General features: G+C 68.3%; 27 protein-coding genes. 17 read left to right on the plus strand and 10 right to left on the minus strand.

Annotated elements, in window-relative coordinates; translation table 11 throughout:
* Positions 1-4 precede the first annotated feature (4 nt).
* Genes P0Y33_RS00955 through P0Y33_RS00965 form a run of 3 tightly spaced genes read left to right on the plus strand, consistent with a single transcriptional unit; the run spans position 5 to position 2879 of the window.
* Positions 5-1090, plus strand: a complete 1086-nt coding sequence (locus P0Y33_RS00955; protein ID WP_279528706.1) for an ABC transporter ATP-binding protein — start codon at positions 5-7, stop codon at positions 1088-1090.
* Between the two features lie 3 nt (positions 1091-1093).
* Positions 1094-2020 (plus strand): ABC transporter permease, encoded by a 927-nt coding sequence (locus tag P0Y33_RS00960; RefSeq protein WP_279528707.1) that lies wholly within the window; start codon positions 1094-1096, stop codon positions 2018-2020.
* 1 nt (position 2021) lies between these two features.
* Entirely contained in the window at positions 2022-2879 is an 858-nt protein-coding gene (locus P0Y33_RS00965; protein WP_279528708.1) for an ABC transporter permease, read from the plus strand.
* Positions 2880-2900: 21 nt separating this feature from the next.
* Here the strand turns inward: P0Y33_RS00965 and P0Y33_RS00970 are convergent, their stop codons facing one another.
* Positions 2901-3563 (minus strand): hypothetical protein, encoded by a 663-nt coding sequence (locus P0Y33_RS00970; RefSeq protein ID WP_279528709.1) that lies wholly within the window; start codon positions 3561-3563, stop codon positions 2901-2903.
* A 249-nt stretch (positions 3564-3812) separates the two neighbouring features.
* Between P0Y33_RS00970 and P0Y33_RS00975 the strand changes: the two genes are divergently transcribed.
* The 7 genes from P0Y33_RS00975 to P0Y33_RS01005 all read left to right on the plus strand — a co-directional run bounded on the left by P0Y33_RS00975 (position 3813) and on the right by P0Y33_RS01005 (position 10208).
* Positions 3813-4622, plus strand: a complete 810-nt coding sequence (locus P0Y33_RS00975) for a ParA family protein (protein WP_279528710.1) — start codon at positions 3813-3815, stop codon at positions 4620-4622.
* Positions 4619-5047 (plus strand): hypothetical protein, encoded by a 429-nt coding sequence (locus P0Y33_RS00980; RefSeq protein ID WP_279528711.1) that lies wholly within the window; start codon positions 4619-4621, stop codon positions 5045-5047. Before P0Y33_RS00975 ends, P0Y33_RS00980 begins: the two co-directional genes overlap by 4 nt.
* Before the next feature lie 61 nt (positions 5048-5108).
* Complete coding sequence (locus tag P0Y33_RS00985; protein WP_279528712.1) at positions 5109-6284, plus strand: M20 family metallopeptidase; 1176 nt, start codon at positions 5109-5111, stop codon at positions 6282-6284.
* Between the two features lie 33 nt (positions 6285-6317).
* Positions 6318-6704, plus strand: coding sequence for a hypothetical protein (locus P0Y33_RS00990; protein ID WP_279528713.1), 387 nt, complete (start codon positions 6318-6320; stop codon positions 6702-6704).
* Positions 6705-6869: 165 nt separating this feature from the next.
* The gene (locus P0Y33_RS00995) at positions 6870-7241 is read left to right on the plus strand and encodes a DUF7522 family protein (RefSeq protein ID WP_382216407.1); all 372 of its coding nucleotides are present in this window, start codon (positions 6870-6872) and stop codon (positions 7239-7241) included.
* A gap of 81 nt (positions 7242-7322) precedes the next feature.
* Entirely contained in the window at positions 7323-8696 is a 1374-nt protein-coding gene (trkA, locus tag P0Y33_RS01000) for a Trk system potassium transporter TrkA (RefSeq protein ID WP_279528715.1), read from the plus strand.
* A complete protein-coding gene (locus tag P0Y33_RS01005) occupies positions 8697-10208 on the plus strand; it encodes a TrkH family potassium uptake protein (protein WP_279528716.1) in 1512 nt (503 codons plus the stop codon).
* 10 nt (positions 10209-10218) lie between these two features.
* Here P0Y33_RS01005 and P0Y33_RS01010 read toward each other — a convergent pair whose 3' ends face one another.
* From P0Y33_RS01010 to P0Y33_RS01025, 4 genes are all read right to left on the minus strand, one after another.
* Positions 10219-10833 carry an NUDIX hydrolase gene (locus P0Y33_RS01010; protein WP_279528717.1) on the minus strand — a complete coding sequence of 205 codons (615 nt, stop codon included), beginning with the start codon at positions 10831-10833 and terminating at the stop codon, positions 10219-10221.
* 125 nt (positions 10834-10958) lie between these two features.
* Complete coding sequence (locus P0Y33_RS01015; protein WP_279528718.1) at positions 10959-11888, minus strand: TIGR03571 family LLM class oxidoreductase; 930 nt, start codon at positions 11886-11888, stop codon at positions 10959-10961.
* 63 nt (positions 11889-11951) lie between these two features.
* Positions 11952-13295: a cytochrome P450 gene (locus tag P0Y33_RS01020; RefSeq protein ID WP_279528719.1), complete on the minus strand. Its 1344-nt coding sequence runs from the start codon at positions 13293-13295 to the stop codon at positions 11952-11954.
* 55 nt (positions 13296-13350) lie between these two features.
* Positions 13351-14022: a helix-turn-helix domain-containing protein gene (locus tag P0Y33_RS01025; protein ID WP_279528720.1), complete on the minus strand. Its 672-nt coding sequence runs from the start codon at positions 14020-14022 to the stop codon at positions 13351-13353.
* Between the two features lie 113 nt (positions 14023-14135).
* Between P0Y33_RS01025 and P0Y33_RS01030 the strand changes: the two genes are divergently transcribed.
* Positions 14136-14429 carry a hypothetical protein gene (locus P0Y33_RS01030; protein ID WP_279528721.1) on the plus strand — a complete coding sequence of 98 codons (294 nt, stop codon included), beginning with the start codon at positions 14136-14138 and terminating at the stop codon, positions 14427-14429.
* A gap of 170 nt (positions 14430-14599) precedes the next feature.
* Entirely contained in the window at positions 14600-15490 is an 891-nt protein-coding gene (locus P0Y33_RS01035; protein WP_279528722.1) for a type IV pilin, read from the plus strand.
* 3 nt (positions 15491-15493) lie between these two features.
* Here P0Y33_RS01035 and P0Y33_RS01040 read toward each other — a convergent pair whose 3' ends face one another.
* The gene (locus P0Y33_RS01040; RefSeq protein WP_279528723.1) at positions 15494-15931 is read right to left on the minus strand and encodes a GtrA family protein; all 438 of its coding nucleotides are present in this window, start codon (positions 15929-15931) and stop codon (positions 15494-15496) included.
* Positions 15928-16683 carry a glycosyltransferase gene (locus P0Y33_RS01045; protein WP_279528724.1) on the minus strand — a complete coding sequence of 252 codons (756 nt, stop codon included), beginning with the start codon at positions 16681-16683 and terminating at the stop codon, positions 15928-15930. Before P0Y33_RS01045 ends, P0Y33_RS01040 begins: the two co-directional genes overlap by 4 nt.
* A gap of 111 nt (positions 16684-16794) precedes the next feature.
* On the opposite strand from P0Y33_RS01045, the gene P0Y33_RS01050 reads away from it, so the two are divergent.
* Both P0Y33_RS01050 and P0Y33_RS01055 read left to right on the plus strand, forming a co-directional pair.
* On the plus strand, positions 16795-19158 hold the full coding sequence (locus P0Y33_RS01050; RefSeq protein WP_279528725.1) for a DUF2298 domain-containing protein: 2364 nt from the start codon (positions 16795-16797) through the stop codon (positions 19156-19158).
* Between the two features lie 342 nt (positions 19159-19500).
* Positions 19501-20763, plus strand: a complete 1263-nt coding sequence (locus P0Y33_RS01055) for a hypothetical protein (protein WP_279528726.1) — start codon at positions 19501-19503, stop codon at positions 20761-20763.
* 57 nt (positions 20764-20820) lie between these two features.
* On the opposite strand, the gene P0Y33_RS01060 is transcribed toward P0Y33_RS01055, so the two are convergent.
* A complete protein-coding gene (locus P0Y33_RS01060; RefSeq protein WP_279528727.1) occupies positions 20821-21351 on the minus strand; it encodes an Ntn hydrolase family protein in 531 nt (176 codons plus the stop codon).
* A 150-nt stretch (positions 21352-21501) separates the two neighbouring features.
* On the opposite strand from P0Y33_RS01060, the gene P0Y33_RS01065 reads away from it, so the two are divergent.
* Positions 21502-22053 (plus strand): adenine phosphoribosyltransferase, encoded by a 552-nt coding sequence (locus P0Y33_RS01065; protein ID WP_279528728.1) that lies wholly within the window; start codon positions 21502-21504, stop codon positions 22051-22053.
* Positions 22054-22106: 53 nt separating this feature from the next.
* Entirely contained in the window at positions 22107-23159 is a 1053-nt protein-coding gene (locus tag P0Y33_RS01070) for a hypothetical protein (RefSeq protein WP_279528729.1), read from the plus strand.
* 7 nt (positions 23160-23166) lie between these two features.
* Here P0Y33_RS01070 and P0Y33_RS01075 read toward each other — a convergent pair whose 3' ends face one another.
* Entirely contained in the window at positions 23167-24126 is a 960-nt protein-coding gene (locus tag P0Y33_RS01075; protein WP_279528730.1) for an AIR synthase family protein, read from the minus strand.
* Between the two features lie 80 nt (positions 24127-24206).
* On the opposite strand from P0Y33_RS01075, the gene P0Y33_RS01080 reads away from it, so the two are divergent.
* On the plus strand, positions 24207-26045 hold the full coding sequence (locus P0Y33_RS01080; RefSeq protein WP_279528731.1) for a sensor histidine kinase: 1839 nt from the start codon (positions 24207-24209) through the stop codon (positions 26043-26045).
* 25 nt (positions 26046-26070) lie between these two features.
* Here the strand turns inward: P0Y33_RS01080 and P0Y33_RS01085 are convergent, their stop codons facing one another.
* The gene (locus P0Y33_RS01085; protein ID WP_279528732.1) at positions 26071-26739 is read right to left on the minus strand and encodes a response regulator; all 669 of its coding nucleotides are present in this window, start codon (positions 26737-26739) and stop codon (positions 26071-26073) included.
* Positions 26740-26770 lie beyond the last annotated feature (31 nt).

Raw genomic sequence — 26770 nt, forward strand, 5'->3', positions numbered from 1 at the left:
AACCATGGCATCTGCTGACGGATCCGACGTCGCGATCCGCTACGACGGCGTCACCAAGAAGTACGGTGACGTCGTCGCGGTCGACGACGTCTCTATCGAAGTACAGGACGGTGAACTGCTCGCGCTCCTCGGTCCCTCCGGGTCGGGGAAGACGACGACGCTCCGTATGCTCGCCGGGTTCGAGCAGCCGACCAACGGCACGATATCGCTCGCCGGACGGGACGTCACCTCCGTCCCGACCCACAAGCGGGACACCGGGATGGTGTTCCAGGACTACGCGCTGTTCCCCCACATGACGGTCGGCAAGAACATCGAGTTCGGGCTCAAACGCAAGGGGTTCGACGGCGACGAGATCGACCGTCGCATCGAGGAGGTCCTCGAGATGGTCGACCTCGCCGGGTTCGCCGACCGGACGCCGACGAACCTCTCCGGAGGGCAACAGCAGCGTGTCGCGACCGCCCGCGCCATCGCCATCGAACCCGAAGTGATGTTGATGGACGAACCGCTGGGCGCCCTCGACAAGAAACTCCGCGACCAACTCGAAGTCGAACTCACCGAACTCCAGACCGAACTCGGGATTACGACCCTCTACGTGACGCACAACCAGGAAGAGGCGCTCACGATGGCCGACCGGATCGCGGTCATGAACGAGGGACAGATCGAACAGATCGCCCCGCCGATGGAGGTGTACGAGGAACCCGCGACCGAGTTCGTCGCCGACTTCATCGGCGACACGAACTTCCTCGAAGGAGACCTCCGTGAGACGGAGGACGGGGTCGTCCTCACCTACGACGGGACGGACCTCGGGGTGAACACTTCGGGCGTCCCCGAGGAGGGCGGCGCCGTCTTCGTCCGCCCGGAGAAGGTGAACGCACGTTCCGCCGGCTTCAGCGACGACTCGCTGAACACTCTCGAAGGGACGGTCGAACGTCGACTCTTCCTCGGCTCGAAGGTGCGATACTTCGTCGACGTCGGCGGCTTCGAGGTCGTGGTCGACGACTCGAACCAACACGCCGCGACGCTCCACGAGACCGGCGACGACGTCGTCCTCGCGTGGAGCGTCGAGGACACACGGCTCGCACACGGGTGAAGAATGGCGACGAAACAAAACCAGTCGAGGCTCTCCGACGTGAACGAACGGGTGTCGGACGTCCTCCGCAAGTACGGTGACACGCGGGTCGGGAAGTACTCACTCATCGCGCCGACGCTCTTCGTCGTCGCGGTGTTGATGGTCTTCCCGACGCTCATCCTGATGAGCTACAGCATGAACCCGTTCGTCCAGGGGAACATCCAACCGGGCGTCACGCTCGCCCACTACCTGGAGGCGTTCACCACGCCGCTGTACCGGAACATCCTCTTCCGCACGATCAAGATCGCGGCCATCGTGACGGTCATCGACTTCCTCCTGGGGTTCCCGTTGGCCTACGCCGCGGTCCGGAAGGGTGGGTGGACGGGCAAGCTCATCGTCATCGCGACGCTGGCTCCGCTGACCATCGACCTCGTCGTCCGCTCGTTCGGGTGGTTCGTACTGCTCAATGGGTCGGGCGTCATCATCACGACGCTGAAGATGCTCGGGCTGGTCACGTCGGAGACGGCGCCGACGCTCCTGTTCAACGAGACGGGCATCATCATCGGGCTCTCGCACGTGATGTTGCCGTTCATGGTGTTCCCCATCATCAACGTGATGCACACGATTCCGCGTACCCTCGAAGAAGCGGCCCAGAACCTCGGGGCGAACCGCTTCACCGTGTTCACTCGGATCCTCGTCCCGCTCGCGCTCCCCGGAATCAGCGCGGGCGTCCTCATCACGTTCGTCGTCTCGCTAGCGTCGTACGTGACGCCGGCGATGCTCGGCGGCGGCGTGAAGGTGCTCCCGGTGGTCATCACGAACACGTTCACGAGCACGAGCAACTGGCCGTTCGCGAGTGCGCTGTCGATGATCCTGGTGGCCGTCGCCCTCCTGGTCATCGTCGGCTACCAGCGCGTCCTCAAACAGATGGACGGCGTGGGGGGTGTCTGACGTGGCGACCGCCGACGACGGTGGGTCGCTCCGTCTCGACTCGCTCGTCTCGAAGGCCACGACCGTGGGCTACAACGCGCTCGTCTACGGGACGGTCGCGTTCCTGTTGGCGCCGCTGGTCATCGTCGTCGTCATCTCGTTCCAGGAGTCGGCGTACGCGACGTGGCCGCCACGGGGGTTCACACTCCAGCACTACACGACGCTCCCAGAGACGCTCGGCTACCTGAACATCGACGCCGCGCTGTTCACGAGTCTGAAGCTCGCGATCGCGACCGGGATCTGTTCGACCGTCCTCGGTGCGCTGGCGGCGTTCGCCATCGTCCGGTACGACTTCAAGTACCAGACGACCATCGAGACGGTCCTCATCTCGCCGCTCATCTACCCGTGGATCGTCATCGGGCTGTCGCTGTTGTTGTTCATCAACCGCATCGGCGCGCTGCTCGGTGTGACCATCCAGCTCTCCTTCGGGACGTTGCTGGTCGGCCACATCATGTTCACGCTGCCGTACCCGATCCGGACCATCGGGGCGAGCCTCCAGAACTACAACCTCTCGCTCGAAGAGGCGGCCCAGAACCTCGGCGCGACCGAGTTGGAGTCCTACCTCCGCATCACGCTCCCGCTCGTCCAACCCGGGTTGATGAGCGGGTTCGTCTTCGCGTTCATCCTCTCGTTCAACCAGTACATCGTCTCGCTGTTCCTCTCCGGGGCACAGACGAAGACGATGCCGCTGGTCCTGTTCAGCCTCTTCTACAACACGGCGCCGGCGACGCTGGCGGCCATCGCCACGCTGTTGATGGCCGGCGTCCTCTCGGTCATCCTCGTCATGGAGTACTTCTTCGGCATCAGCGACTTCATGTAACGGGGCGGACCGTCCCGCTTCTCATTCCTCGTCTCGCAGTTCTTCGGCACGCTCCTCGCGGAGTCGACGCGCCTCCTCGACGTTCTCGACGAACGACGACATCTGCTCGCGGATGTCCTCGCGGACGTCCGCGGCGGAGAAGGTGTCGTCGTCGGCGTCGGCGAGCAACCGGACGAACGCCTGGAGTTCTTCGTCGGTCAACTCCGCGAAGCGACCCTCTTCGAGTTTGTCGACGACCTCGTCGACGTCGATGCGCCCGACCGGGTCGACGTTGAACTCGACGGACACCATCCGGTAGTCCGACCCCGCGAGTTCCTGCTCGGCGCGGTTGACTCCCTCCGCGAGCATGTGTTTGAACGGGGTGTAGTAGCCCATCGTCCCGAGGTGGAGGAAGGCGAGCATGTCGGTGATGCCGCGGGTGTACTCCTCGCGGTAGTCGTCGTCCGGGTCGAACACCATCTCCCGGTCGCGCTCGTCGAGGTGCTCGAAGAGGATGGAGAAGTCGAGGATGGCGTTGCGGACGCGCCGCCGGATGCGACTGCGCTTCTGCCGGCGCGACTGCTCGGTGTAGTCGGACTTCCGCCCGAGGAGGAACTCCCGGTCGCTCTGTGTGAGCACGCCGCGCCCCCGGTCGGGGGAGGTGGTCAGCGACTCCGCACGCTCGGTCTCGCCTGGCTCAGACATACACAGTATTTGTCGACACAATCCTTTATTCGTTCCGGTCGTCTCGCCGACGAATCCGCCACAGTGCCCTTTCACTGCGGTACAGCGTTTCTGTACTGACGCCCGTCCCGATTCGGTGTCGTCGCCGGCCACATCGTGACACTTACTGTGTATCTGACCATTCGGACGAACTAGCAAAACCGGTTTGGACGGTTCTTACGGTATGTCTGACGTATCTTTATAGTGGATGGTGCGGTACGGAGTGTTTGTATGGGCGAACCGGCTAAACTGTGCGTCTCGAACCAGAAGGGCGGCGTCGGGAAGACGACCGTCGCCATCAACGTCGCGGGCGCGCTCGCCGCGCGCGGGCGCGACGTCCTCTTCGTGGACCTCGACCCCCAGGGGAACGCCACGGAGAACCTCGGGATGATGGACGCCTACGACGAGGAACCGCCGACGCTGTTCGACTGCCTGACCGACCCCGAACAGCGTGGAGCCATCACGGACATCGTCCGCGAGCACGAGGAGATGGACGTCGTCCCCTCGAACATCGACATGACTGCCGCCGAACCCGAGCTCACGCTCGCCCGGCGCAGCGGCGAGCAACTCGACCTCCTCCTCGACGAGATCGAGGACGACTACGACTACGTGCTCGTCGACTGTCCGCCGAACCTCGGCAACCTGATGGACAACGCGCTGTACGCGACCCAGAACGTTCTCATCCCCGCGCTCGCCGAGTCGACGAGCAAGCGGGCGTTCGAACTCCTCTTCGACCACGTCGAGGCCATCGAACTCGACTACGACATCGAGGTCCACGAACGCGGCGTCGTCGTCAACCGTATCGACGTCCGCAAGAACCAGGCCCAGGAGATGGTCGAGTGGATCAACGCCGCCTTCGACGACGTCCCGGTCTGGGAGGTCCGCGAACGCGCCGCTATCCAGAAAGCCCTCGCCGAGGGTGTCTCCGTCATCGAGTACGACCCCGAGTGCGACATGAACGAGGTGTTCCTCGACATCGCCGCCAACCTCGACGACCAGTTCGGACTCGGTGACGCCGAGACCGAGGAGGTGACGGCATGAGCGACGATAGCCGCGCCAACCGCCTGCGCGAGCGCCGCCGCCAGTCGTCCGACCGGGTCGAGACCGACGAACCGGACGACCCGTCCAAACCGGACGAACCTGACGAACTAGACGAACCGTCAGAATCGAGCGAACCGTCCGCCCGGACCGAGGGAACCGAACAGTCCGACTCGGACGAGTCGACCGACGCGGCCGAAGAGGCGAGCGTGAAAGACGAGCAGATCGGGACGTACATGTACCTCCCCGAGAACCAGCACCGTCGGCTCAACCACGTCTACAACCGGCTGAAGGCCGACTACGAGTTCGAGTTCGACGAGGACTTCGAGAAGAACCGCCACTTCTTCCCGCTCGTCGTCGAGCACGGACTGGACACGCTCGACGGTCTCGACGCCGACGAGGTCCGCGACCGACTGACCGACCTCTGAGTCTCGGATTTCTTCTCCCCGCGTCGCGACTTTGATACCGTCGCGGGTGGTAGGGCAGTCGATGGCCGAACACGGTCGTGTCCCCGACGTCGTCGACCTCGCTCGCGAACTCGTCCGCCTCGACTCGGAGAACCCGCCGGGTGAGGAAGCGGCGTGCGCGCGCTTCGTCCACGACTGGTTCGCGGAACGGGGTGTCGACACCGAACTCGTCGAGGAACCGATTCCCGACCGCCCGCAGGTCGCCGCCCGCGTCGGCGAGGGCGACCCGACGCTCGTGTTGAACGGACACCTCGACGTGGTCCCCGCCGACGACCCCGCGGAGTGGACTCACGAACCCTACGCCGCCGAGGTCGAGGACGGTCGCCTCTACGGTCGGGGCGCGGCCGACATGAAGTCGGGACTCGCCGTCGGCATGGTCGCGATGCTCGAACTCCGCGAGGAACTCGCGGACGGGGACCTCGACGGGTCGGTGGTCTTCCACGGCGCCGTCGGCGAGGAGACGGCGGTCCCCGGGACGAAGACGCTCCTCGAACGCGGTTACGACGGCGACTACGGGGTGGTCCTCGAACCGACGGACTTCCGCGTCGCGACGAGTGCGAAGGGACTCGTCTGCTACGAGGTGACCGTCGAGGGCGACCCCTCGCACGCCAGTCGACCGGACCAGGGACGCAACGCCGTCCTCGAAGCCCGGCCGGTCGTCGACGCCATCGAGACCTACGACCGTCGACTCCGCGAGCGCGAGGACCCGCTGGTGGGACAGGCGTACGCCAACGTCACCCGCTTCGAGGCGGGCGTCGGCGGCAACCTGGGCGTGCTCCCCGGGACCGCGAAACTCGTCCTCGACCGGCGGGTCCTCCCCGCCGAGGAAATCGCGGACGTCCGCGACGAGGTCGACGCCCTCCTCGACGACGTCCGGGAGGAACACGGCGTCGAGACGCGCGTCGAGGAGATCCAGCGCTACGAGTCCGCCGCGGTCGACTCCGACTGCGAGCTCGCGGAGACGATTCGCGACCACACGGCCGCCGTGACCGGCGAACGTCCCGACCCGTGGGGCATCGAGGCCGCGACGGACGTCCGGAACCTCGTGAACGACGCGGGGATGGAGGCGGTCACGTGGGGACCGGGCGAACTCGCACAGGCCCACACGTACGACGAGTCCATCGCGGTCTCGGACGTCAGAGACGGTTTGGACGTCACGCTACGCGTCGCGCGGGACGTCCTCGACGGGGCGGAGTGAGCCATAAACGGCTCCAGTCCCTCTAGTCGGGTAATGACCGACACGCTGGAACTCCCGAACGGCGACGTGGTCGACACCGACGACGTCTTCCTCTTCAACGACTACCCCTTCCAGTTCGTCCCGCTCGACCACGAGGAGTACGCGTTCCTCCTCTCCCCGCTCTACTGGGGCGACAGCGGGATGGACGTCCCCTTCGAGGACCGCGAGGAGTTGGCCTCGCAGTGGGGTCCCGAGTCCGAGGGCCGCCTCACCGCCGAGGAGTGGGCCGCCTGGCTCGACCACGCCCGCGACGACGACCGCTTCGGCGACGCGGAACTCGACACCGTCGCCACGGAACTCCCGCTCCCGGCGTCGTCGACCACCGAGCGCGACGACGAGTCGAGCCTCGCAACTCGCGTCCGACGCACACTCGGAATCTGAGTATATCTCCACAACGCGGCGCATATCTCGACAACGTCGTCGACAACTGAGAAATAGCGTCCGTAGTGACGATACTTCGTTTATATCTCAGTTATCGGGGCGATATCTACGAAATCGACACACGCGGCCACCAGTCGTTTATCCCTGTTGTGTGTACAAGCCGGCGTGACGTCAGACAACGTACAGGAATTGACCGACTTCTGTCGAGAGCGGGCAGGAGGGACCTTGCGGGCCGTGTTCAGGTACACCGAGGACGGCGGAGACGTCGTTTACGCTCGCGACGACGTCGAGGCGGCGTATCGTGACGGCTTCGAACGACTGCGGAGTGCCGCGTGGGAGGTCCACCAGACGGTCCTCGCGCAGTCTCCGAAGGTACGGACGCTCGGCGAGTACCGGGTGACCGTCCACACATTCGAGGAAGCCTTCGTGATGCAGTTCCGGGAGTCCGACGCGGTCGGGACCGCGATCGTCTTCGACCGGGAAATCGGCCGTAACCTCCACGAGTTCCTGCTCGAGTGCGAGGACTACCTCGAGTGAGGGTCGATTCGCCGCGCCGGCGGCGACAATCCACTTGTGGGAGGCGGTCGAACCCTCGTCCATGACGGAGGTGTCGCCGTAGTGCGCGTCCTGGTCGTCGGTGTCGGGGCCGTCGGGACCGCCCTCGCGGCGGACCTCGCGGAGGGACACGACGTCGTCGCCATCGACGTCGACGGCGACCGGGTCGACGCCGTCTCGACGCGGTACGACGTACTCGGGGTCCACGGCGACGGTACCGACCCCGACGTCCTCGACGAGGCGGGCGTCGACGAGGCGGACGTCGTCGTCACCGCGACCGACGACGACGAGACGAACCTCACTGTCTGTGGGTCCGTTACCGCGATTAGCGACGCGTTCACCGTCGCACTGGTCGAGGAGTCGGCCTACCTCCGCGCCTGGCGTCGCTCCCGTGGCGCGTACGGCGCGGACTACCTCCTCGACTCGACGCTCCGGGCGGCACGGGCCATCTCCCGACTCGTCGACCTCCCACGGGCCCACGAGTTCGAGGAACTCGCCGGCGGGAACGTCCACGTCGCGGAGTTCGAGGTCGCCGAGGGGAGTCCGCTCGCCGGACGCGACCCGACCGCGGTCGGCCGGAGCGACTGCGCGGTCGTGAGCGTCCTGCGCGACGGCGCGGTCGACGTCCTCGATCCTCTGGAAAGTGCCGATGCCGATGCCGATACCGAGACCGGAATCGAACCGCTCGCGGCGGGCGACCGGGTCGTCGTCGTCGGGGCACCCGGTGGCGTCGAGAACGTCGCGGCCGACGTCGTCGCCGACGAGGACGTCGCGGCGGTCGAGGACGTCGTCGTCCTCGGGTCGAGTGCGACCGGCCGGCAGGTCGCCCACCTCCTCGAAGAGCGCGGGCGCCCGGCCCGCGTGGTCGTCGAGTCTCACGAACGGGCCCGCGACCTCGCCGACGACCTCTCCGAGACGACGCTGCTCGTCCACGACCCGACCGACCCCGACTTCCTCGAACGCGAACACGTCGGCGACGCGGACGTGGTCGTCGTCGCCCGGGAGAACGACCAGCGGGGCTTACTCACGTCGATGCTCGCCCGGAGTCGTGGGGCCGACCGGACCGTCACCGTCGTCGACTCCGCACAGTACGACGTCCTCTTCGAGGAGGCCGGCGTCGACGTCGCCGTCCACCCGCGCGCCGAGGCGGCCGAGGAGATCGCCCGCTTCACCCGCGGGCGGCGCACCGAGAACGTCGTCTTCGTCGGTCGCGACGGCGCCGAGGTGTTCGAGGTCGCCGTCGTCGAGGAGAGTCTCGCGGCCGGCCACACGCTCGCGGACCTGATGGATAGTCTCCCCGACGGGACGGCCGTCGGTGCACTCACCCGCGACGGCGAGTACGTCGCCCCCGACCCCGACTTCGAACTCCAGGCCGGCGACCACGTCGTCGTCTTCGCCCGCGCCGACGTGAGCGACCGGGCGCTCGACCAGTTCTGAATGCTCCGCGTCGACTGGCGTGCGGCCCTCGGGTACACCGGCCGGGTCCTGACGTGGTTCGCCGCCACGCTCGCGCTGCCGGCGGCCGTCGCGCTCCTCGCGGACGAGGCGCTCCGGCCGTTCGCCGCGACCGGACTCTTCGTGCTGGCGGTCGGTCTCGGTCTCTCCCGCCTGGGTGAGACGGACGGACTCGGCCCGCGCGAGGCGATTCTCACCGTCGCCCTCGTCTGGTTCGCGGTCGGTGCTCTCGGGGCCCTCCCGTACGTCCTCGCCGGGTCCGGGACGACCGCCCGCCCGGTCAACGCCGTCTTCGAGTCGTTCAGCGGCTTCACGACGACCGGCGCGACGGTGATGGCGAGCATCTCGGTCGAGACCCACGGCGCGGCGCTCATGCTGTGGCGCCAGGAGACCCAGTGGCTCGGCGGGATGGGTATCGTCGTCCTCGCCGTCGCGCTCTTCCCCGAACTCTCAGTCGGCGGGACGCGTCTCGTCGGCGCGGAGGCACCCGGCCCGCGCACGCAGAAACTCACCCCGCGCATCGTCGAGACGGCCCGCGTCCTCTGGTTGACGTACGTCGCGCTCACCGCGCTCGAAGTCGTGGCGCTCTACGGTCTCCACCTCGCGGGTCTCGCCCCACGGATGGACCTCTACGCCGCCGTCGCCCACGGGTTCACGACCATGCCGACCGGCGGGTTCTCCCCGCAGGCCCGCTCCGTCGCGGCGTTCTCGGCCGCCGTCCAGTGGGTCGTCGTCCCGTTCATGGTCGTCGCCGGCGTCAACTTCGCGCTGTTCTACCGCGCCTTCGACGACCGCTCGCTCGCCGCGTTCCGCGAGGACACCGAGTTCCGCGCCTACCTCGGCGTGCTCGGGGCGGCCGTCGCGCTCGTCGCCGGCCTGCTGGTCGTCGGTGACACGCGGGCCTCACTCGCGGGCGACGGATTCGCGCTCGCCCGCCACGCCACCTTCCAGGCCATCTCCATCGTCACGACGACGGGGTACGCGAGCGCCGACTTCGCGACGTGGGGCGTCCCGATCCAGACGCTCCTCGTCGTCGCGATGTTCCTGGGCGGGTCGGCGGGGAGCACGGCGAGCGCGGTGAAAATCGTCCGCTGGGTCGTCGTCTCGAAGTCGATTCGCCGGACCCTGCTCACGACCGCCCACCCCGCCGCGATGCAACCGGTCCGTCTCGGCGACGACCTCCTCGACGAGCGCACCGTCCGCGGCGTCCACGCGTTCACGCTGCTCTACCTCCTGCTGTTCGTCGTCGGGACCCTCGCGGTCCTCGCCCTCGGGACGACGGACGGCACGTCGCTCTCGGCGCTGGAGGCGGCGAGCGCGGCGGCCGCGACGCTCGGCAACGTCGGCCCGGGCGTCGGAACCGTCGGCCCGATGGAGAACTACCTCGGCTTCCCCGCGAGCACGAAACTCCTGCTCGCCGCGCTCATGTACCTCGGCCGCCTCGAAGTGCTGACCGTCCTCGTCCTCTTCACCGAGTCCTACTGGCGGGTGTAGCGCCCGCTGCTCACCGCTCGTGGGGCCACGGCTCCTCGTAGTCGACTTCGCGGACCTCGACGTCGGGGTCCCAGTCGGTCGCGACGCCGAGGAGTTCCGCGAGGATGTGTCCGGTCAACCCCCAGACGACGGCGTCGTCGGCGAGCGTAAACACGTGAAAACTGAACGACCCCTCGTCGGGGTGGGCGCGGCGCTCGCGGGCGTAGTTCGCGGGGTCGGTGAGTCGGTCGACGGACGCGCGGACGACGCGTGCCACCTCGCCGCTCGTGGGTTCGTACTCGCGGTCGGGGACGGTCGCGACGTACGGCCGGACGAGGTAGCGAAAGTGCGAGGGGACGTCGTCGAGTTGGCCGACCCGCTCGGTCTCCGTCGGGCCGATGCCGACCTCCTCGTGGGCCTCGCGGCGGGCCGTCTCCCAGAGGTCGACGTCGGCGGGTTCGCGGCCGCCGCCGGGGAAACTCATCTCGCCGGGGTGTGTGGAGAGGTGGGCGGTCCGCTCGGTGAAGACGAGTTCGTCGCCCGCGTCGGTACGGACCACCGGCACGAGGACGGCCGCCTCCTCGTCGTTGCGCTCGGTCTCCGGGTCGTACGCGGCGACGGCGTCGAGGTCGAGTCGGTCCGTCACGGCTGCCGGCGAGGGGTGGGACGGTCGGCGAACGAACGGGGCATGGTCGGTGGTTCGGGTTCGACCACTATGTGTGTGGCGCCCCGGCCCTCGGTCACCGTCGGACGTCTCGCCGCCAGTCGCGCTCACCGCGCGTCGAGCACCTGCGTCGCGAATCGGTCGAGTGCTGCTTCCGGGGTCTGGTCGGGTATTCCCGCCTCGACACCGACGGCCACGTGGTCGACGCCCGCGGCGGAGAGGGCGTCGAACTTCTCGCGCACCCACTCGCTCCCCGCCGCGTACCCCTGGTGAATCGGCTCTGCGTCCGCCGTCGGGTCGTCTTTCAGCCTGATGCGCGTCGACTGGACGTAGGGTTTGCGCTCGTCCGTCTTCTCGCGGTACTCGCCGACGAACGCTTCGAGGGTGTCCTCGGGGAAGGTGTACTGCGCCCAGCCGTCGGCGTGTTCGGCGATCCACTCGCGGGACTGCTGGGCGTGGCCGGCGACGAACAGCGGGACCGTCTCCGCGACCGGTTTCGGGACGACGTCGAGTCGGCCGTCGAGCGTGCCGAACTGGGAGTCGAGTTCGGGGAACGACTCGGTCCAGCAGGCCCGGAGCACCTCCACGCTCTCGCGGACGAGTTCGCCGCGTTCGTCCATCTCGACGTCGAAGGCGGGGAACTCCGGCGGTCGGTCCCCGGACGCGACGCCGAGGACGAGTCGGCCGTCCGAGAGTTGGTCGACCGACGCCGCCGCCTTCGCGACGTGCAGCGGGTGGCGCAACGGGAGCACGACGGCGCCGGTCGCGAGGGCCACCTCCTCGGTGTGGGCGGCGACGTGCCCGAGGAAACTCCACGGGTCGTAGACGTGGCCCGCGTCCCCGAACTTCGGCCAGTACGTCGGGACGTCGCGGAACCAGACGGCGTCGAAGCCCCGCTCCTCGGCGCGGGCGGCGAGTTCGGCCTGGCCGTCCATCTCGGGGACGGCGTCGTCGGTCCCGACGGGGAGGAAGACACCGACGGAGAGGTCGTCCCCGCCGGCGATTCGTTCGAACCCACGGTTCCGGTGGTCGGGCATACGTCCGATTCGCCCGGCGAACGGATGGGTCCTCGGATTCGGTCGGACCTACCCGGTTCTCGCCTACCGCCGGACGACGGTCATCTCGACGTCGCCGTCGGGACGGAGCGTGATGGACGGCGAGAAGGAGAGGTCGTCGTGCGGGCGCAGCGCCCACTCCCGCGCGATGGTCGCGAGGACGAGGCGTGCCTCCAGCATGGCGAAGCGGTCGCCGATACAGCGCCGCGGCCCGCCGCCGAACGGGAAGTAGGCGAACTTCGGGAGCGACTTCTCGAAGTCGTCGGTCCACCGCTCGGGCCGGAACGTCTCGGGGTCGTCGTAGAAGCGGGGGTCGCGGTGGAGGACCCACTGCTGCATCGAGACGGTGGTTCCCGGGTCGATCCGGTAGCCGTCGAGGTCGTCGGGTTCGGCCGCCTCGCGGACCAGTTGCCACACCGGTGGGTACACCCGCATCCCCTCCTTCACCGTCTGCTCGACGTAGTCGAGGTCGTCGAGGTCGTCCTGGGTCGGTCGCCGGTCACCGAGGACGGCGTCGACCTCGTCGTGGAGTGCCCGCTCGGGACCGGGGTTCCGGCCGAGCGCGTGGAAGGTGTAGGTGAGCGCGAGCGCCGTCGTCTCGTGGCCGGCGAGGAGGATGGTTACGACCTCGTCGCGGATCTGCTCGGGCGAGAGTGGTTCGCCGAGGTGGTCGCTCGCGCGGAGCAGCAGCGAGACGACGTCGTTGCCCTCGCGCGGTTCGCCGTCGCGGTAGTCGTAGACGATGCGTTCGACCACGTCGTTCAGGGTCTCACGTGCCTCCCGCGCCCGCCGGTTCATCGGTGTCGGGACCCACTCCGGCACCTGGACCGGTCGGCGCGTACTGGCCGTCGACCGGTCCATGACGGCTTCGAGTGCCTCGGCGATGTCGCCCTCTTCCTGGCGGATGTCGACGTCGAGGAGCGCCTTCGCGGCGATTTCGACGGTGAGCGACATCGTGTCCTCGTGGACGTCGCGCGTCTCGCCGTCCTCCCACTCCGAGAGGAGTCGTTCGGTGTAGTCGACCATCGTCTCGGCGTAGGAGGAGAGCATCCGCGGGTAGAACGCCGGTTCGAGGGTATGACGCTGGTTGCGCCAGTACTCGCCCTCGCTCGTGAGAAGTCCGCTCCCGAGCGTCGGCCGGAGTGACGCCTGGAACCGGTCGCCCTTCTCGTAGCGTTCGTTGCGCTGGACGAGCACCTGCTCGACGAGGTCGGGGTCGCTCACCTGGACGAACTCGAAGCCGCCGGCCTCGTAGCGGGCGACGGGTCCGTACTCGCGGGCGAGACGTGTGAGGAAAGAGAGGGGGTCGGAACCGAACTCGACGGTGTTCCCGACGAGTGGCTTCCCACTCGGACCGGGGATGTGGTCGTGGTGTACGCCGTCGCTCATGCCCGTCGAGAGGGGAGCGACGGCCTAACGGGTGGTGCCGAACTTCGCCGGCCGTTTAAGTGAGTCGGGCGAAGACCCGCGCTTCGAGTTTTCGGAGGTGTTCGGAGACCGTCGAGGGAGCGACGTCGAGTGCGTCGGCCACGTCCGCGACGGTCGCCGTCCGCGGGTCGGCGTAGTAGCCCACGTCGACCGCGGCGTGGAGTACCTCGCGTTGACGCGGTGTGAGCGCGCTCTGGAGGACGTCCCGTCCGGGCACGTAGTCGGTGAGTTGGACGACGCGCATGTCCGTCCGGACCGCCTCGGGGAGCGCGTCGGCGGCGTCGCTGATGTCCGCGGCCGTCCCCACCACACGGACGGTCACGCGCTCGGCGTCGAAGCGAAACGGCGTGTCGAGCAACAGCGAGAAGCGCTCGACGAGTCCGAGTAACTCGACGACGCGCTCGCCCGGTTCGACCCGTGTGAAACACCACCGTCCCGTGTCGGCCACCTCGCCACCTCCGCGCTCACCGTCGGCGTCGAACGTCTCGAAGTCGAGGACTCGGTCGTCGGCCGCGAGCACGTCTTCGAGTCCCGCGTCCCCGTCGGACTCGAAGTGACACACCTCGAGGAACGTCCCGTCTCGGCAGTACTGGAGGGCGTGAAGCGTCCCGCTCCGACCGTCCCGGACGGGGAGCAACCGTCCGGCGGGGTCGTCGTCGCGCGCGAAGGCGAGGTGGAGCGACTTCACTACCGTCCGGTTCGCGCCCGGGTGGGTTAAGCCCACTCCTGTCTCGTCACCGAGATGAGGCAGAGGCTTCCGAGAAACGGCCCCTCAAACCACGGCGTCCCCTCAGATCGAGTATGCTCGAAGATCTCGAAGAGGAAGTCGACATGTTCGGTCGACACCTCGAAATTCTCCAACACGTCGTCGACGACGAACCGATCGGCATCGTCCGACTTTCCGACGAGACCGGCTACCCACACCACAAGGCCCGCTACTCGCTGCGCGTCCTCGAAGACGCCGGTCTCATCGAGGCGACCAGTCAGGGGGCGATCACGACCGACCGAACCGACGACTTCGTCTCGGAGGCCAACGAGCGCATCAACGAGATCTCCGAACGACTCCTCGGCCTGCAGAGCGACCTCGAAGCGTAGTCGAGAACAGTTGCACGGTGGTGGGTCACCCGTCCGAGAACACTCGAACGGTGGTGTCCCCCACCGCGGCGCGGTCCCCCTCCGCCGCGTCCTCCGGCCGTCGAGTACGCGTCTCGACATCTCCGGCCACCGACCTTTTCCTCGCGACGTGAGAAACTCCGACACCCGCCATGAGCCAGTCCGGTCACTCCCCCCAGGCCGGCCCGTCCGAGCGCGGACTGAGTCCAGTCGTCGGCACGGTCGTCCTCGTCGCCATCGTGGTCCTCCTCGCCACGCTCGTCGGCGCGTTCGCGATGGGCGTCGGCGTCCCGAGTAGCGAACCGACGACGGCCGTCGTCGAACTCTCCTACGACGACGCGAACGACCAACTCGTCGTCCACCACCGGAGCGGTGAGGCGCTCGCCGACGGGACGCTCGTCGTCCGCAACGAGTCCGGCGTTCTCGCCCGCTACACGCCGACAGAGTTCGGCGTCGGCGAGACCATCGAGCAGAACGTCTCGACGGCGACGCTCCGCAACTCCGAGCGCGTGACCGTCGTCTGGAACCCCGAGGGCGCGAGTACCTCTGGGACGGTGCTCGTCTCGACGTCGACCGACACCTTCGGTGACTTCTCCGCGAACGCGGCCGCACACCGTGGCGAAGTCATCTACGCGCTGAATCCGTCGGCGAACGTGCAGACGACGCACGCCGTGAGCGTCGGAGTCGACTCGAATATGAGTGGCCTCGACGGAGTTTTGGTCACATACGACCAATCTGATGGGTCCAGCGTCACGATCGCGGATATTCAGGGTCTCGGGGCAGATACAGATGGAGACGGAGATATCGACAGGAGCCTCCGTGACGAGGTCAGTTCAGTCGATACGTTAGATAGCGGTCACACTCTCCGTATCGACGTTGACCAGTCCGCTACCGAGTACAGCCCTCGCGCCAACCATACAATCATCGTCAAGTACGCCAATATGACGAATCCGAGCGACGGATCTTACTCGGTTGAAATCCGCCTTGACTACCAGACTGGTGGCGATCCTGTGGCAACTGGCACACTGGAAATCGACGACTAACAGTCACGAACTGATCGGTTCTTCGCGACTCACTTTCCAGGTGAGGAGGCTCTCGAAGACGTAGTTCGCGACGAACCCGACGCCGATACCCGCCACGTTGGCGAGGAGGTACCAGACGCCGAACTGCTGGGTGAGGACGTGGAGGACGACGAGTGCGATGCCGGCGCCGACCCACCGGACCAGATTCGACTTGCCGAATCGCCGGAGGACGGCCCAGGGGTCGCGTTCGCCGACCTGCTGGAACGTCCAGAACTCGTTCAGGACGAACATGAGGCAGATCGACGCCTCGGCGCTCCCGATCTTCGCGGGGGTCGGTGCGACGCCGAGGACCTCGACCAGTGCGAGCAACGCGAGAGTGTCGACTACCGCGCCGAGGACGCCGACCGAGAAGAACTGGCCCATCCGGCGAGTCGAGACGAGTGCACGGAGACGGCGTCTCACTCTCCTCCCTCCTCCGCGTTTCGGGCGATGGCTCTCTCGGACGTCGGTCTGTCACGAGTCCGGTCGCGGTCGACCGACCTCGCGCGCCGGCGGACGCTCACGAGCGCCCGGAAGAGTCGGCCCGCAGTCTGGAGCGGGTCCACGGTCGACGCCGGGTCGTCGTCCCAGGTGACCGGGACTTCGACGACGTCGTAGCCGAGTGCGTCGACCATCGCCACCAGTTCGACGTCCCACGCGAACCCGGTCTCGGTGAGGTGTCCACGGACGCGTTCCCACACTGACTTCGAGAGGGCCTTGGCACCGCACTGGTAGTCGTGGAGTCGGACGTCGAGGAGAGTCCGCGCGAGTCCGGCGAAGACGTCGCCGAACGTCCGCCGGAGGAACGACTGGTGGCTCCGGACGTCGGCGTCGGGGTGTCGTCGCGACCCGACGACGAGGTTCGAGTCCACCCGTTCGACGACGCGGGCGAGCGACGACGCGGGGACGCTCCCGTCGGCGTCGGCGAACGTGAGGACGTCGGTGTCGAGCGCGTCGAATCCGTCGGTGATCGCCCGTCCCTTCCCGCGACGGGCGTCGCTGACCGCGAGTGTCGCCGGCACGTCGGCGAGTGCATCGAGCGTCGCCTGCGACGGGGCGTCGAGTTCGACGCGAATCGCCTCGGGGTCCAGCGCCTCGTCGAGGCTGTCGAGGTACGCGCCGAGCGCGGCCGGGTTCGGCCGATACGCGGGGACGACGACACCGACGGAGGGCACGTCGAGACGTTCGGTGATGCGAGAGATAAGTTTTGTGTGACACGGGCGCGAGCGTAACGCCGTCTCACGAATGTGAGAAGACATTTACCGGCCTCTTGACAACCGGCGCACATGGAGTTCGGATTGGTCCTCCGCTGGCTCCTCCTCGTCCTCGCCGTCGGTGCGGTGGGGCTCCCGGTCGCCGCCGTCCTCTTTCGGCGATTCCCGGGCCGAGGGGCCGCACTCGCCCTCCCGTGTTCGCTCGCGCTCCTGACTGCTACGGCCTACTGGGTCGGTCACCTCCGGTTCGGGTGGCTCGCACCCGTCGCCGGTCTCGTCGCCGTCGGCATTGCGTCCGCGCTGGCGATACGGGGCGGCGTCGGCGTCGACCGCGCCCACGACCGCGCCCTCGACCTCGACTTTCGGGCCTACGCCGGCGCGGCGACCGTATTCACCGTCGCGTTCCTCGTCGTGGTCGCCGTCCGAGCCGTCACTCCGGGTATCGTCCCCGCCGGCGGCGAGAAGTTTCTGGACTACGCGCTGCTCAACGCCATCCTCCGGGCACCCGTCCTCCCGCCGGAGGACCCCTGGTTCGCCGGCGAACCGGTCCGCTACTACTACGGTGCGCAACTCCGGGCCGCACTCCTCGTCCGTCTCACGGGGACGCCGCCACGGTTCGGCTACAACCTCGCGCTGGCGTCGGCGTTCGCAACGCTCGTCGTCACCGCTTACGGACTCGCGGGCGCACTCGCCGACGCCCGTGGGCACTCGGCGCGTCTCGGCGGTCTCCTCGGTGCCTTCCTCGTCGGGTTCGCCGGCAACCTCGCGACGCCCGTCCGCGCGCTGTTCGGACTCCTCCCCCGCGACCTCGCGCTCCGGTACGGTCACGGCGTCTTCCAGGGGATCCGTGCCCCCTACGAGGTCGCCGTTCGCGAGGGGTCGTCGGTCGACCCGTTCTCCGCCTGGTTCGCGCGGTACGTCCTCGAAGGGACGCTGACGCCGTTCCCACTCTGGGCGTTCTACAACGGCGACCTGAACGCCTACATGCTGGCGACGCCGTTCCTCCTGCTCGTCGCCGCGCTCTGCTTCGCCTACTACCGGACGCCGGAGACCGACCGCCGGCGTCGACGACTCCTCGTCTTCGTGGCGGTCCCGCTCGTCGGCGGCGTCCTCGGCGTCACGAGCACGTGGAGTCTCCCGACGACGGTCGGCCTGCTGTGGCTCGCGCTGACGTTCGCCGATGCCGACCCCGTGACGCTGCTGCCGGACGCCCTGCGCTCGCGGGTCGAGTTCCCCGTCAGCGACGTCTCCCCCGGGGACGGGGCACTCGATCCGCGGGCCGAACTCCGCCGGGTGCTCGGTGCCGCCGGCGTCGCCGGTCTCGCCGGTCTCCTCGTCGCCGCCGTCGCGTCGCCGTTCCTCCTGTTCCACACGCCGACGAACCGCGGCGTCGGGTTCTTCCCGCCGCGGAGCGACCTCGTTCCGCTGGTGCTCGTCTGGGGCGTCTTCCTCGCCGCGTTCGCGCTCTTCTTCTGGCCGCGCGTCCGGCCACGAGTCGACCGCCGACACGTCGCGGGCGGCGCGCTCGTCTTCGTCCTCGTCTCGGGCGTCCTGCTCGCGTTCGACCTCGCGGCGGTCGTCCTCGTCGTTCCCTTCCTCGTGACGGCGTGGCACCTCCTCCGACTCGACGCCGACGTCGGCTACGAGGCGGTCCTCGTCGTCGCCGGGGCGGGTCTCGTTCTCGCAGTCGAGTTCGCGTACGCACGCGTGTGGCCCTTCGACCCGAACGTCCCCCGGTGGAACACCGTCTACAAGGTCTCGATGCAGGTGTGGGTGCTCTGGGGCGTCGCCGCGGCCGCCGCGCTCGCCGACGTTCTCGCCCGCGTCAGAACGGCGCTCCCCGACCGGCCGCTGGACGTGACGGCCTCCACTGAACACGCTCGTCCCGTGCTCACGGTCGTCGCCGTCGCCGTCCTCCTGCTCGGGAGTGCGACGTTCGGCGTCCTCGCGTTCGGCGGCCACTTCGACCAGACGCTCGACGCTGAACCCGAACCGCTCACGCTCGACGGGACGGCGTACGTCGAGCGGTACCACCCCGCCGAGGCCGCGGCCATCGATTGGCTCGACCGCCGGTCCGGGACGCCGACCATCGTCACCAAACCGGGGACCGTCATCTACACCTGGGTCAACGCCCCCTCGACGATGACCGGTCTCCCGACGGTCCTCGGGTGGTCCCACGAGAAGGGCTATCGCGGTCGCGAGGCCTACCAGAACCGCCGGGTCGACGTCGAGGTGCTCTACACGACTGACGACCCGCGGTCCGTCCGGGTCCTCCTCGACAAGTACGACGTCCGGTACGTCTACGTCGGGCCGAACGAACGCCAGGCCTACGCCGGGCCCCAGAACTTCTCGGCCGCCGACGCGCTCGACGTCGCCTACCGGAACTCGGCCGTGACGATATATCGGGTGAACGAGTCCGTCGTCGACGCGGACTGACCGACCGGGCTCGGCGCCGCCTCGGAGTCACCTCCCGGATACGTCCAGTATGGGGATGTACTCCGTGTTTCTCGCGTTTCGCTGGAGCGCGCCGGCGAACCAATTCTGTATAGCGACATACGATTTATCTGTTCGCGTGCCGCCGCGGCCCGGATTCTCTGGAGTTGGACAGACTCTCGCAGTCTGGAAACACACCAGAATTATTAGCGAGGCGACTGAAACGGCGTGTATGTCGAAAACGGGTGGCTTAGAACGGACCCGAACCGCCGCGAGCGCGCTTCCATCGGCCGCACACTCGCGAAGCGTCGGCCGAGTCGGCACCGGACGCACCGCGAGGCGGCGATGACCGGGGACGACCCCGGGGGTGACGGCCCGAAGTGGACCCTCCTCGACATCGAGGAACTCGAGGCGGTCTACTGGGACCACGTCGCGCCGGCGCTGCGCGCCGACGGCCGCGACCCCGAGTCCGAGCGTCCCTCCCACCAGTGGCTCCGCGAGAACGGGTTCCGGACGCTCATCTACACGCTCCGCGAGCACCACGACCGGACGTTCTCGGAGTTCTGGGCGGAGGACCTCGGACTCGCGGCGTCGGCCGACGACGGCTACGAGTGGGCGAGCGACGACGAGGCGACGGTCGACGCCCTGGAGTCGTTCCTCGAGAAGCACGCCGAGCGCAACGAACCCATCCAGTCGGCGCGGACCGTCCGGACGTACCGATACCGGCTGAATCGATACGTCCGCGCGTACACGGACGCGAACGGCCACGGCGACCTCCTCTCGCCGGTCGCCCGCGAGAGCAACCACCCGGACACCGCGGCCATCGACCAGTGTCTCGACGCGTTCGACCGGTTGAACGTCGACCTCGACGGCGCACGGACGAAACGGCGTATCCTCGAGATCACCAAGGAGTTCTACGCCTCGTTGCTCCGCCGGCGTCGCGCCCGTCTGAACCCCGCGGAGGTTGCGGACGGCGCGTTCTCTTGGAACGTCGACGACGGCGACCCGGTCCACCTCGAACCCGACCACGTCCGCGCCCTCTACCGGGCCGCAGAGACGCCCGAGGAGCGCCTCCTCGTCGTCGCACTCTGTGGGTGGGGTCTCCGCTCGGGCGAAGTCGCCGCACTCCACGCCTCGCAGTTCGTCCTCGACCCGGACGAGGACGACGTCCCGTACGTCGCGTTCGACGAGCGGAAGAACGGGCCGGGGACCGTCTCGCTGCTCTACGGCGTCGCGGACCTCGAAGACCGCCTCGACGAGTTCGGCGGCGCCGCGGAGTGGAACGGCTACCTCTTCCCCTCCAGCGAGTCCGAGACGGGCCACATCGCGCGCCAGACGCTCCTCTCGCGCTTCGACGAACTCGCCGAACGGGCCGCCCTCCCGGCCGAAATCGGCGGAGAGAAGCCGGTTCCACAGATGGGGCGTCGCTTCTGGTACACGGCCTACTCGAACGCGCGAGACGCCGCCATCCAGGACCTCGAAGACGTCGCCGCCGAACAGGGCTCTAGCTCTCCCGAAGTCGTCTGGCGGAAGTACCTCGACGAGGAACAGCGCCGGAAGATGCGCCGCGAGCAGATGCGGGACGTCCTCGCGGGCGCGTTCAGCTAATAAACTGTATGTGGATATATCGATTCGCCGCGGCGGCGCTCCACGACCGCGCCGCGCTCACTCGCCGGCGAGACGCCACACGTCGACGGTTTCGCCCGTCAGCGCGTCTCGTCGGGCGACCGTCTCGACGGTCTCGCGGGCGAGTTCGACGGCCTCGTCGAGACCGACGTCCCGGTCCGCCGCTTCGAGGCGGCCGAGCGCGAAGTCGGCGCCGGTCCCGCGAGCGGCGAACTCGTCTGCGAGGACGCTCCCGTCGCGGTCGACGGTCCGGATGTGGGCCGTCCCGTCGTCCGCTCGTGCGCCGACGATTGCGTCGACCGCGGTCCCCTCGGTGACTCCGGCGACCAACTGGGCGAACGCCTCGATCGAAGGGTCGCCGCGTTCCGTTCGATAGCGTCGGAGTTCGGCGTCGACGCGGCGCTCGAACCCGTCCAGGTCGTCTCCGACGGCGGCGACACCGTACCCCTCGACACCGAGGTCGAAGACGTGTGGCCGTTCGCGTCCGACGACTCGGCCGCCGCGGACGGCGTACCGGTCGCCCGCCAACACGACGCCCTCGGCCGACTCGAAACCGACGACCGTGCTCACGTCCGGTCGCTTCGACGGCGGCGCTCAAGAACACTTCGGCCGGTCGAACCGTCCAGTCCAGTTTGTACGTCCAAACTAGAAGATATGGACGAACCGAGTTGGATAGTAGATGCGGTGGCTTCTATACCCGTCACACCCGACTGAGGGGTGATGAAACGACTACTGACGTCGGTCGAGGAGGCGCCGGTCGTCGAACGCGACGGCTACCACTACCTCGTCCACCCCATCAGCAACGGACTCCCGACGCTCGACCCCGCGCTCATCCGCGAGGTCGTCAACGGCATCGTCGAGACCACCGCCCTCGAAGACGTGGACAAGATCGTCTCCCCCGTCACGATGGGGATCCACGTCGCGGCCGCGGTCTCGCTCGTGACCGACATTCCGCTCGTCGTCGTCCGCGACCGCGAGTACGGCCTCCCCGGCGAGGCGAGTTTCGAGCGTCCGGACGGCGAGACGCTCTACGTCAACGACGTCCAGGCGGGCGACCGCGTCCTCGTCCTCGACGACCTCGTCAGCACCGGCGAGTCGCTCGCGGCCGTCGTCGAGGCGCTGGCGGACGTCGGTGCGGAGGTCGTCGACGTCTCGGTCGTCGTCCGGCGTGTCGACACCGATACCGTCCTCACCGACCTCGACGTGTCGAGTCTCGTCGACGTCCACGTCCACGCCGACGGCGCGGAAGTCGTCGACATCGTCGAACTGTAGTCCCGATTCGGACACAACCCCTTTCACTCGCGCGGTCCGACTCCGGGAGTGAGATGGGTGCTGGTCCAGGTCGCTCACGGACGAACCGTCGGCGCGACGAGGGAGGAGGCGACACGACGTCGCGTCTCCGCCGGCCGGTCGACCGCCTCTGGCGGTGGCTCTCCCTGACGGGTGATCGGCGTGTCGTGGCGTTACTCGTCCTCCTCTCCGGGTTCGTCGCCATCGCGCTCGCGGATACCGTCATCGCGGTGTCGGTGACCGAGACGCTCGCCGACGAACAGACGACGGTCCCGCTGGTGAGCACGCTCCTCAGCGGGACGTTCTTCCTCTTCTCCATCGTCGTCTCGGTCAACTCGCTGTTCGTCTCCCAACAACAGAACCCGGTTGCCCAGCAGTTCGGCCGCATCCAGGGCATCGTCGAGTACCGCCGCCAACTGGAGGGGGTCGTCGACGTCGACCACGTTCCGGCGCGGCCCGAACCGCTCGTCCGCCTGCTCTCGGGTGACATCCTCGAACGCGCCCAGTACCTCCAGGACCAACTCTCGACGTTCGACGTCGAGGTCCGCGAGAACGTCGAGGGGTACGTCGCCTCGCTCGCCGAGGAGACCGGAGAGATGAACCAGGAACTCCGCGACGCCGAGTCGACGTTCGACGTGACGCTCGCCATGATGGACTACAACCACGACCGGCAGATCAACGACCTGCGGCGGCTACGCGCGGAGTACAGCGAGCACCTCGACGAGCGGACCGAGGAGACCATCGACGAGTTGCTCCGTCTCCTCCAGTACTTCGCGACCGCCCGCGAGTACTTCAAGACGATCGCCACCCGCCGGGAGTTCGCCCTGCTGTCGCGTGATTTGGTCCTGACGGCGACCGTGAGCGCAGCCATCGTCTCCGCGTTCATGCACTTCCTCGACGAACTCCCGGACAGCAACCTCCTCGTCGCCGGTGCCGAGGCGGTCGCGTTCGCGCCCTTCGTCCTCGTCGGCGCCTACGTCCTCCGGGTCGCGGTCGTCAGCTACCGCACCCAGGCCGCCGGGCAGTTCGTCGTCGACGAGCGCGGCGGCGACATCCGCGGCATCCGGGTCGACGGCCGCGAGGACTGAGTCGTACTCACTCCCAGAGGGCGTACATCCCGTCCTGCGGCGCCGACGTGAGGCGCTCGCCGTCGAGTTCGAGGCACGCGTCACCTGTTCTCACGCGCCCGATTTCGGCCGCCTCGATGCCCGCGTCGTCGAGTGCGGCGAGCGCGGTGTCCGCCTTCGCCTCGGGGAGCGTCGCGAGCAGTCCACCGGAACCGAGCACGCGGAGCGGGTCGACGCCGACCGCCCGGCAGACCTGTTCGGTCTCGGGACGGACCGGGACGGCCGCCCGCTCGACGTCGAGGGTCAGGTCGGCGGCGAGCGCCATCTCGACGAGTCCCGCGAGGACGCCGCCCTCCGTCGGATCGTGCATTCCGCTCGCCAGCGGCGAGAGGAGTTTCGACTCGGGAATCACGCTCAACTCGTCGAAGAAGCCCGCCGCGCGGTCGAGGACGTCGTCGTCGACCCCGTTGACCTCGTCGCGGAAGTCGGTCGCGAGGACGCCGGTCGCCTCGATGCCGGCCCCCTTCGTGAGGACGACGCGGTCGCCGGGGTCGGCCCCGCCGGTCGGGACGAACCGGTCGGCGACGCCCATCGACGTCAGCGAGACGAGCGGGCGTTCGAGTCCGGCGACGCTCTCGGTGTGGCCGCCGACGACCGTCTGGTCGAGGGCGCGGGCGGTCTCGTCGATCTGGCCCGCGATGCGGTCGAGCAGGTCGGTGTCGTGTCGGGGGAGCAGGAGCGTCGCGACGAGCCACTCGGGGACGCCACCGGAGGCCGCGACGTCGTTCGAGGCGATGGCGACGCCCAGTTGGCCGATGCGGTCGGCCGCCAGCGAGATGGAGTCGGCGCTGACGACCAGCGTCTCGTCGCCCACGTCGATGGCGGCGGCGTCTTCGCCGGTCGCGGGGCCGACGAGGACGTCCTCGTTCGGGACGCCCGTCCGGTCGAAGACGTGTTCGACGAGTTCCTCGGCGGTGAACTTGCCCATACCTGGTCGTTCGGCGGGAGGCTGTTCGTCGTTTCGGCTTCGCCCGTGCTTTGACGGTGTGTCGGTCGGTAGTCGGTACCATGGCGTCGAACTCGAGTGCGGACCGGAGACGGCGATACCTGTCCAGTGCGGTCGTCAGCCTCGTCGGCGTCGCGATGCTCGGCGTGCCGCTCTACGACGTCTACGACGACGTCACGAGCCTCGGGTGGTCGCTCGGGGCCACGCTCGTCGAGAACTCGGTGCTGGTGGTGCTCGCGTCCGGACTGGTCGCCGGCGGCGTCTGGCTCGCGCGCCGTGACTGGGAGCCACGCCACGTCGAGACGGTCTCGACGTGGACGCTCGCCGGAACCGCCGGGACCGCGCTCGCGTTCGCGTGGGTCGGCGCGCTCCAACTGTGGTCGATGCACGCGCTCAAGCCGGTCGTCCTCGCGCTCGACGGCGTCCTCTTCGGCGCCGTCGCGACGTTCGGTGTCGGCATCTACAGCGCCCGGACCGACCGACACACGGAGGAACTCGAACGGGAGCGCGAGCGCTTCGCCGGCCTGTTCACCAACACGAGCGACGCGGTGGCCGCCCTCGGCGTCGGTGCCGACGGCGTGAGCGTGGCGATGGTCAACGACGAGTTCCGAGGGCAGTTCGGTGACGACCCCGAACGCGTCTTCGACGACGCACTGGCCGCGCTCGACGGCGTGACCGACCGACGCGACCTCGCCACACGCCTCCGCGACGGGGAGACGTTGGAGACCGACCTCCACGTCCACGGTGACACCGACGACGAACAGGGCGCGTTCCTCGTCCGATTCGTCCCCTACGAGGACCGGGACACGGCGGCCCACTGCTACCTCGTCGCCACGGACGTCACCGAGCGGAGACGGCTCGCCCGGGAGCGCGAACGGAACCACCGCCTCACGGAACTCCACCGGACGGCGAGTACGCTCCAGGAGACGACCGACGACGCGTCCGCCTGCGAGACCGCGCTGGACGCGGTCGAACGGTTGCTCGACCCGGCGCGTTCGCGCGTCGTCCTCGACGGCGATGGGGAGTCCCGTGTCTTCGAGCGGACGGCCGACGACGCGACTGCGCGACCGGAGACGACCGTCCGGTCGTGGCTCGGCGACGGGGGGTTCCTCGAAGTCGCGACCGCCGCCGAGCACCCCGACGAGTACCACCGGACGGTCGTCGACCTGCTCGGCACCCACCTCGACCGGACACTCGACCGACTCGAACGCGAACGTCGCGTCGAAGCGGAGCGCGAGCAACTCGAGTTCGTCAACCGGACGTTGCGTCACAACCTGCTCAACGACATCCAGGTCGTCAGCGCGCGCCTCCAACTCCTCGAACGCGACGACGTCGACTTCGAGGACCACCGCGACGTCGTCGCCGAACACGTCGACTCGATGGCCGAGTTCGTCCAGACGATGCGGGCCTACGTGCAGGCGCTCGTCGACGACGGCGAGCGGACGCTCGAACCGCGGTCCGTCCGGTCGGTCGTCGCCGACGAGGTCTCGAAGACGCGACGCGACTACCCGTCGGCGTCGGTCACGCTCGGCGACGTCCCCGACGTCGAAGTCGCCGCGGACGACCTCCTCGGCCCGCTCTTCGAGAACCTGTTGACGAACGCGGTCGAACACAACGACACCGACGAACCGACCGTGGTGGTCGACGGCGAACGCGAGACGGTGGGCGAAGACGGCGAGGAGGTCGTGCGGATTCGCGTCGCGGACGACGGTCCCGGCATCGAGACGGCGCGTCGCGAACGAATCTTCGAACGCGGAGAACTCGGCGAGGAGAGTTCGGGGAGCGGGTTCGGACTCTACCTCGTCGCGGAGGCGGTCGAGTCCTACGGCGGGGAGGTCACGGTCGAGGACAGCGACCTCGGGGGTGTCGCGTTCGAGGTGACGCTCCCGGTCGCGACGTGAGGAAAGGGGACGGCGGCGCTCGCGCTCAGGTCGTGTCGACGTCCGTGTACTCGCTCTCGTCGACGATCTGCATGTACGCGGCCAACTCGTCGGGGTCGAGGTCGCCGACGTGTGGTTCGGCCGCCGCCCTGACGCGGTCGAACTCGTCTTCGAGTCGCTGGAAGCGCTCGTCGTCGGCGAGTTCCGACTCGGGGTACTGCGAGCGGAGTTCGCCGAGTTTCGTGCCGATGGCGAAGAGCGCCTGGAGTTCGCGTGCGTACGTCGCCCGGACGAGGAGTCGGTCGACCGCCTCGACGACGTCCTCGCGGTCGACCGGTTTCTCCAGGTAGAGGTCGAACTCCGCGTCGACGATGTCCCAGTCGGGTTCGAGCGCGGTCAACATCGCGACCCGGGCGTTCCCCTCCTGTTCGCGGATCGCTTCGAGGGCCTCCTCGCCGGTCCTCCCCGGCATCTTCCGGTCCAGTAGGACGACGTCGACGTGCGGTCCGTACTGTTCGACGGCCTCGTCGCCGTCGGTGGCGACGATGGTCTCGAACCCCTCTTCGTCCAGCCAGAGGGCCACGGAGCGTGCGAACGCCACCTCGTCGTCGACGACGAGGACCCGGTACTCGGTGGTGTCCGGGACCGGCGCGCCCTCCCCGTCCGTCACGGACACCCCACCGGTGTCCGGGTCGGCGTCGTGAGGTGGAGTCACTAGGTAGCCGTAGGCCGGGGACGCGGAAATG

This window comes from Halospeciosus flavus (assembly GCF_029814175.1).
Classification (GTDB): domain Archaea; phylum Halobacteriota; class Halobacteria; order Halobacteriales; family Halobacteriaceae; genus Halospeciosus; species Halospeciosus flavus.